This window comes from Type-D symbiont of Plautia stali (assembly GCF_001485335.1).
Lineage (GTDB): Bacteria > Pseudomonadota > Gammaproteobacteria > Enterobacterales > Enterobacteriaceae > Pantoea > Pantoea vagans_C.
In genome coordinates this window covers 149,836-156,006 of sequence record NZ_BBOC01000003.1, presented here as the reverse complement: position 1 = coordinate 156,006, position 6,171 = coordinate 149,836, and the positions used below count along the sequence as shown (strand labels likewise).

5 protein-coding genes are annotated in these 6,171 nt (G+C 57.2%); 2 read left to right on the top strand and 3 right to left on the bottom strand.

What is annotated here, in order from left to right:
- Positions 1–100: 100 nt before the first annotated feature.
- Positions 101–829 (bottom strand): oxidative stress defense protein, encoded by a 729-nt coding sequence (locus PSSD_RS02060; protein ID WP_039331875.1) that lies wholly within the window; start codon positions 827–829, stop codon positions 101–103.
- A 218-nt stretch (positions 830–1,047) separates the two neighbouring features.
- Between PSSD_RS02060 and PSSD_RS02055 the strand changes: the two genes are divergently transcribed.
- Positions 1,048–2,346 carry an MFS transporter gene (locus tag PSSD_RS02055; protein WP_058969153.1) on the top strand — a complete coding sequence of 433 codons (1,299 nt, stop codon included), beginning with the start codon at positions 1,048–1,050 and terminating at the stop codon, positions 2,344–2,346.
- Here PSSD_RS02055 and PSSD_RS02050 read toward each other — a convergent pair.
- A complete protein-coding gene (locus PSSD_RS02050; RefSeq protein ID WP_058969151.1) occupies positions 2,333–3,031 on the bottom strand; it encodes an IclR family transcriptional regulator in 699 nt (232 codons plus the stop codon). The two genes, PSSD_RS02055 and PSSD_RS02050, sit on opposite strands and share 14 nt — an antisense overlap.
- A gap of 59 nt (positions 3,032–3,090) precedes the next feature.
- Here PSSD_RS02050 and PSSD_RS02045 point away from each other — a divergent pair, with 59 nt between their 5' ends.
- Positions 3,091–5,367, top strand: a complete 2,277-nt coding sequence (locus tag PSSD_RS02045) for an FAD-dependent oxidoreductase (protein WP_058969149.1) — start codon at positions 3,091–3,093, stop codon at positions 5,365–5,367.
- Here the strand turns inward: PSSD_RS02045 and argO are convergent.
- Complete coding sequence (gene argO, locus PSSD_RS02040) at positions 5,346–5,969, bottom strand: arginine exporter ArgO (RefSeq protein WP_058969147.1); 624 nt, start codon at positions 5,967–5,969, stop codon at positions 5,346–5,348. The two genes, PSSD_RS02045 and argO, sit on opposite strands and share 22 nt — an antisense overlap.
- Positions 5,970–6,171 lie beyond the last annotated feature (202 nt).

Sequence of the window (6,171 nt, the reverse complement as noted above, 5' to 3'; positions counted from 1 at the left end):
TTGATGCGCACCGGGCCTGCAAATGTGTCGCCATAAATGGCGACCCTACACCGATCGTGCGTGGTTTCGTAGGGTGCGCATTGATGCGCACCTGGGAACATCAAGGCGTATTCGGCTTGATCTCGAACACCACATCCACCTGGTCATCGAAGTGAATGCTCTGCTGTTCGTAGGTCTGCTGCGCGGTGGTATCCGCTGGTGCCGCAGCGGCTTTATACATGCGCGCCATTGGCATCGGCTGATAGTTGGCCACGTGGTAGCGGATGCTGTACACCGAACCTAACTTGGCGTTAAAGCCTTCGGCTAAAGCATTGGCTTGCTGCGTTGCATTGGCAATTGCTGCTTTACGTGCCTGCTCTTTGTAGTTATCCGCATTCGCCACGCCCAACTCGACGGAACGGATTTCGTTCAGGCCGGACTTCAACGCACCATCCAGCAACTCATTCAGTTTATCCAACTGACGCAGTGTCACCTGCACCTGACGCACCGCGCGATAACCTTTCAGTACCGACTTACCCTCTTTGGTGTAGTCATACTCCGGTTGCGTACTCAGGTTTGCCGCATCAATATCTTTCTTCTCGATACCGTTCTTTTGCAGGAAATCGAAATATTGCGCCACGCGGTCATCCGCTTGCTTTTTCGCATCGGCCGCGTCTTTCGACGAAACATTCACCACGATTGAGAGCGTCGCGATATCTGGACGGGCGTCTACGCTGGCCTGTCCTGAAGTCACAACATGTGGGCCATTCGGGACTTCACCCGCCTGTACCATGGCGGACAGAGCGCCCGTGCTCATTAAGGCGGCCAGCGCCAGTGCTTTCAGTTTCACGAAAGTCCTCCTTGAGGGTTCAATTTGCAGGTCGCCACTATGGCTAAACCTAAAACACATTACTATGCGTGATGGTCTGAGTTTGAAATCACCAAAAAGTTCGGATTAAGGGATGTTTTAACGTATCCGCGATCGCAAAACGATGCTGACAGATTCGATCAAAACATGCCTTGATGTTTCTATTAAAGAAACAATTCTAGCCTCTGGGGGAGTTGTCAATGACAGAACAGCCACTTAGCCAAACCGCTATGGGCGTCCGCGCAGGGCGCACGCGTTTCCTCATGCTGGGCCTGGTGTTTATCAACATCATCATCAACTACATGGATCGCACCAATCTTTCGGTGGCCGCCACGCAAATGGCTGGCGAACTGCGATTCACGCCGATGGAGATGGGGTTGATCTTCTCCGCATTTGGCTGGATCTACGCCGCGCTGCAAATTCCTGGCGGCTTTCTGATCGATCGACTCGGTGCCCGCCTGGTGTATGGCGTGGGGCTGTTTGCCTGGTCGTTGATCACCGCTTTACATGCTTTGGCCAGCAGTTTTGGTGCGCTGTTTGGCCTGCGGCTGGGAGTCGGTGCCTTTGAAGCCCCGGTGATGCCCGCCAACAACCGCGTGATCTCCAGCTGGTTCCCCGAGCAGGAACGTGCCAGTGCCATCGGCATTTATTCGTCTGCCCAATTTGTTGGCCTCGCCTGCATGACCCCGCTGCTGTTTCATGTGCAGGATGCATGGGGCTGGCGTGGACTGTTCTTGATTACCGGCATCGCCGGGATGATCTGGGCACTGGTGTGGTATCTGCTGTATCGCGAACCGCATGAACACAAGGGCGTGTCAGAGGCCGAGCTGAAATACCTAAACAGCAACGGTGCCCTGCTGAAAAACCATCAACAGCCCAAGGCCCGCTGGCGCGACCTCGCGCAGATGTTCCGCAGCCGCAAACTGGTAGGGATCTACATCGGCCAGTTCACCATCTCCGCCACCTTCTGGTTCTTCCTGACCTGGTTCCCCACTTACCTGGTGGAATATCGCCATATGGGCTTTATCAAAAGCGGCTATGTCGCCTCGGTGCCCTACTTCGCGGCATTCTGTGGCGTGTTACTGGCGGGATTTGCCTCCGACCGCATGATCCGACGCGGCGTGTCAGCCAGCGTGGCACGCAAACTGCCGGTGATCCTCGGCCTGTTCCTGACGCTGTTTATCCTCGGCGCGAATTACACTGACGACGCCACGCTGATCATCCTGTTTATGTCGCTGGCCTTCTTTGGCAACGGGCTGGCGACCATTACCTGGGTGTTTGTCACCGCACTGGCGCCACGTCATTTGATTGGCCTCGCCGGTGGGGTATTCAACTTTACCGGCGCGCTCTCCGCGATTGTGGTGCCCATCGCGATTGGTGCGTTAATCGATGGCGACAACTTCGCCCCGGCCCTCGGCTTTATCGCCGTACTGGCGGCGATTGGCATCTGTAGTTATCTGTTTATCGTTGGGAAAATTGAGCATGTCAGCGCGCGCTGAGCAAGATCTTCGCCAGTGCCTGCAACTGCTTCAAACGCTGTTGCAGATGGGCGTCATCGGCCTGCCAGATTTTGGCAAAGGCGATGGCGGCACGGTTGTTGTTGATCGGCTGCGCCATACTCACTTCCCCGTCATCGCGATGCCAGATCAAATAACTCTCTTCACGTTTGCGCGTCAGCAGCGGCGCAATCTGCGCCCACTGTTCGTCGCTAAAACGCGGGCGCAGTGCCTCATCACTCTCGGCGGCCAGCAGCGACACACCAATCACCGACTGCCAGGCGGGCAGCATACGGAACCCTGCCAGTGCCTGGCTGGCATTGGTGCGCTCTCCCGGCTCGGAGTGCCAGATATAGATCACCTGATCCTCCCACAGCACGCCCAAGGCCACCACGATATCGCGCGGCGCGTGGACTTCCAGTTGCGGCAGTGCCTGAGCAAACAGCGAAGAACCACGGATAGCCTGCGCCGCCAGCGCATGAATACCCGGACCGGGCAAGTAGCGCCGATGCTCATCCTGAATCGTCAGGCCAATCGATGCCATGGTCATCAGCAAACGGTTAACGCGTGTGCTGTTCATTCCCATTTGTCGCGCCAGTTCACGGCAGCCAACGGCTTTATCGCTGGAAACCAGATACTGCAGGCAGCGAATCCCATCAATCAGGCTTTGGTTGGGTTGAGAAGACATAGTTCACCCTGTGGCGCTCAAAACACCAATCTTAGCTCCAGCATGACAGGAAGCAAATGATGCAGAATTTCTCCTCGCAAAATGCGCGCCACTTCCCACAACAGCAGCTTCAGGCCGATTTACTGGTGGCGGGCGGCGGTCTGGCTGGCGTGTGCGCAGCACTGGCGGCGGCACGTGACGGGCTTCAGGTGGTACTGATTCAGGATCGTCCCGTGCTGGGCGGGAATGCCTCCAGCGAAGTGCGGTTATGGGCCAACGGTGCCACCTCGCATATGGGCAACAACAATCGCTGGGCGCGTGAAGGCGGCATCATGGGCGAAATCATGGAAGAGAACCTGTGGCGCAACAAGGAGGGCAATCCGGTGCTGTTCGATATGGTGCTGCTGGATATCGTACAGGCTCAGCCCGGCTTAACGCTGCTGCTGAACACCGTGGTGAGCGATGTGGAGAAATCCGGCCGACGACTCAACGCGGTGCAGGCTTTCAACGCCATCAACCAGACGCGCTATCACGTGCGGGCGAGCCAGTTTATCGATGCCAGCGGCGATGGGGTGCTGGGTTATCTGGCCGGTGCGGCGCACCGCATAGGTGCTGAAACCGTGGAGGAGTTTGGCGAGAAGATGGCGCCAGGCGAGCATTTCGGTCACAAACTCGGCCACTCGATTTACTTCTACACCAAACGCACCACGCAGCCGGTGCGCTTCGTGCCGCCCTCTTTCGCCCTGAAAGAGATCACTGCCATTCCCCGCTACAAACGTTTGACCTCCGATCTTAACGGCTGCGATCTGTGGTGGCTGGAATGGGGTGGACGGCTGGATACGGTGCACGAAAGTGAAACCATCAAATGGGAGCTGTGGAAAATCGTTTGGGGGGTGTGGGATTACATCAAAAACTCCGGTGAATTCCCGGATGCGGATACGCTGACTATTGAGTGGGTGGGCCTGATCCCCGGCAAGCGCGAGAGCCGCCGCTTCCTCGGCGATACTTTGCTGTGCCAACAGGACATCATCGAACAGCGCGATCACTACGATGCGGTGGCCTATGGCGGCTGGTCGATTGACCTGCATCCGGCCGATGGCGTCTACAGCGAGCACGACGGCTGCCGCCAGTTTCACAGCAAAGGCACTTACACCATTCCGTTCCGCGCGCTTTACAGTCAGTCACTGGATAACCTGCTGCTGACCGGCCGTTTGATCTCTGCCACCCATGTCGCCTTTGGCAGCGCACGGGTGATGTGCACCTGCGGCGTATTGGGCGAAGTGGTGGGACGTGCCGCCGCCATCTGCCACCAGCAACAGCTCACGCCAGCACAACTTGCGCAGCCGGAACGTGTGCCGCAGCTGCAACAGCAATTGCTGCGCCAGGGTGCATTTATCCCGCGACAGGTGTTAGAGAATCCGGTTAATGACGCGCGCATTGACGTCAGCAGCACGCTGCAACTGAGCGCCCTGCCCGCCGATGCCGGCTGGCACGCCTTACAGTCACGCTGCGCCCTGCTGCTGCCGTTAAAAGCAGGTGAACGTCTCCCTGCCCTGTCGCTCTCTTTGCGTGCGGCACAGGCGCAGAAATTGCAGATTTCGCTGCTCACCAGTGACAACCCGGCGAATACCTGCGGCGATCGTCTGCTCGCCAGCCAGACCATTACCGTGAATGAACAGGGCAACTATCGCCTGAGTTTTGATTATCGGGCTGATGTCGATCGCTACCTGTTTATCGCCTTTGAGGAGAATCCTGCGATTGAAGTGGCGCTGACGCGTCAACGCCTGCCGGGGGTGATGATGGTGTTTAACAGCCTCAACCCGCGCGTAGCCAAACGCACCCGCCAGATTAACGATGGCGATTACGGCGTGGATGAGTTTGATTTTTGGCTGCCGCGCCGAGCACCGCATCAGATCCTGTTGGCCTTCGCGCTGGAAACGCCGCTGAAACTTTGGCATCGCGACTATCTGCTCAACGGCAAACTGCGCCCTGAGCGGCACACCAACTGCTGGGTTCCGGCACTGGATGATGTGCAGCCGAACGTCACCTGGCGTTGGGATGAGCTGCAGCAAACGCAGCAAATCACGCTAATGTTCGATAACGATTTCGATCATGCGATGGAGACGGTGCAGATGGGCCATGCGCAGGCGGTAACGCCGCACTGTACCACGCATTATCGGCTCTGGCTGGATGAGATGTTGTTAGATGAAGTAACGGATAACCATCACTCGCTTTGCCATCACCCGGTGCCGCCAGGCGTGAGTTTTCGGCAAATACGCTTAGAACTGATTGCCAGTGCGGGCGCGGTGCCCGCACTGTACGGCCTGCATCTGCATCAGAAAGCAGCGATGCCCTGACGCGCCAGTTGGATAGCGATAAACCACATCACGCCGCCCACCAGCAGATTGATGATGCGCTGTGCGCGCACCGTGCGCAGCCGTGGCGACAGCCATGCGGCCAGCAGTGCCAGACCAAAGAACCAGATAATCGAGGCGCTGACCGTGCCCAAAGCAAACCACTGCCGTGCTTCGGTTGAAGGCAACTGGCTGCCCAGGCTGCCCAGCACCACAAAGGTATCGAGATAGACATGTGGGTTGAGCCAGGTCACCGCCAGCATGGTGGCAATAATGCGCCAGCGACCCTGCTTCATCGCCGCCTCAGTCCCCAAGGTGACATCGCCCAGCCAGGCACTGCGCAGTGCGCCCCAGCCGTACCACAGCAGAAACGCCACGCCTGCCCAGGTGATCAGCATCAGCAGAATCGGCGACTGACTCAGTAACGCGCTGCCGCCGAAGATGCCGCCGCAGATCAGCGCAATATCGCTGAGGGTGCACAATCCTGCCGTCATTAAGTGGTAATGGCGTTTAATGCCCTGATTCATCACGAAGGCGTTTTGTGGGCCCAATGGCAGAATGAGTGCCGCCCCGAGGGCAAGCCCTTGTAAGTAAACAGATAACACAGCGATAGTCCTGAATAACGAGGTAATGCGATGCAGTATAGTGACGCGAGGTTATTAGAGGAAATTGAAAGATTTAATTTGGCATTAGAGAAAGTAATAAGGTCGCCATAAATGGCGACCTTAGATGGCACGAACGCTGTTTCGTAGGGGGCATTCATGCGAACGCTACTTTTTGTAGGGTGCGCATTCATGCGCACTACCT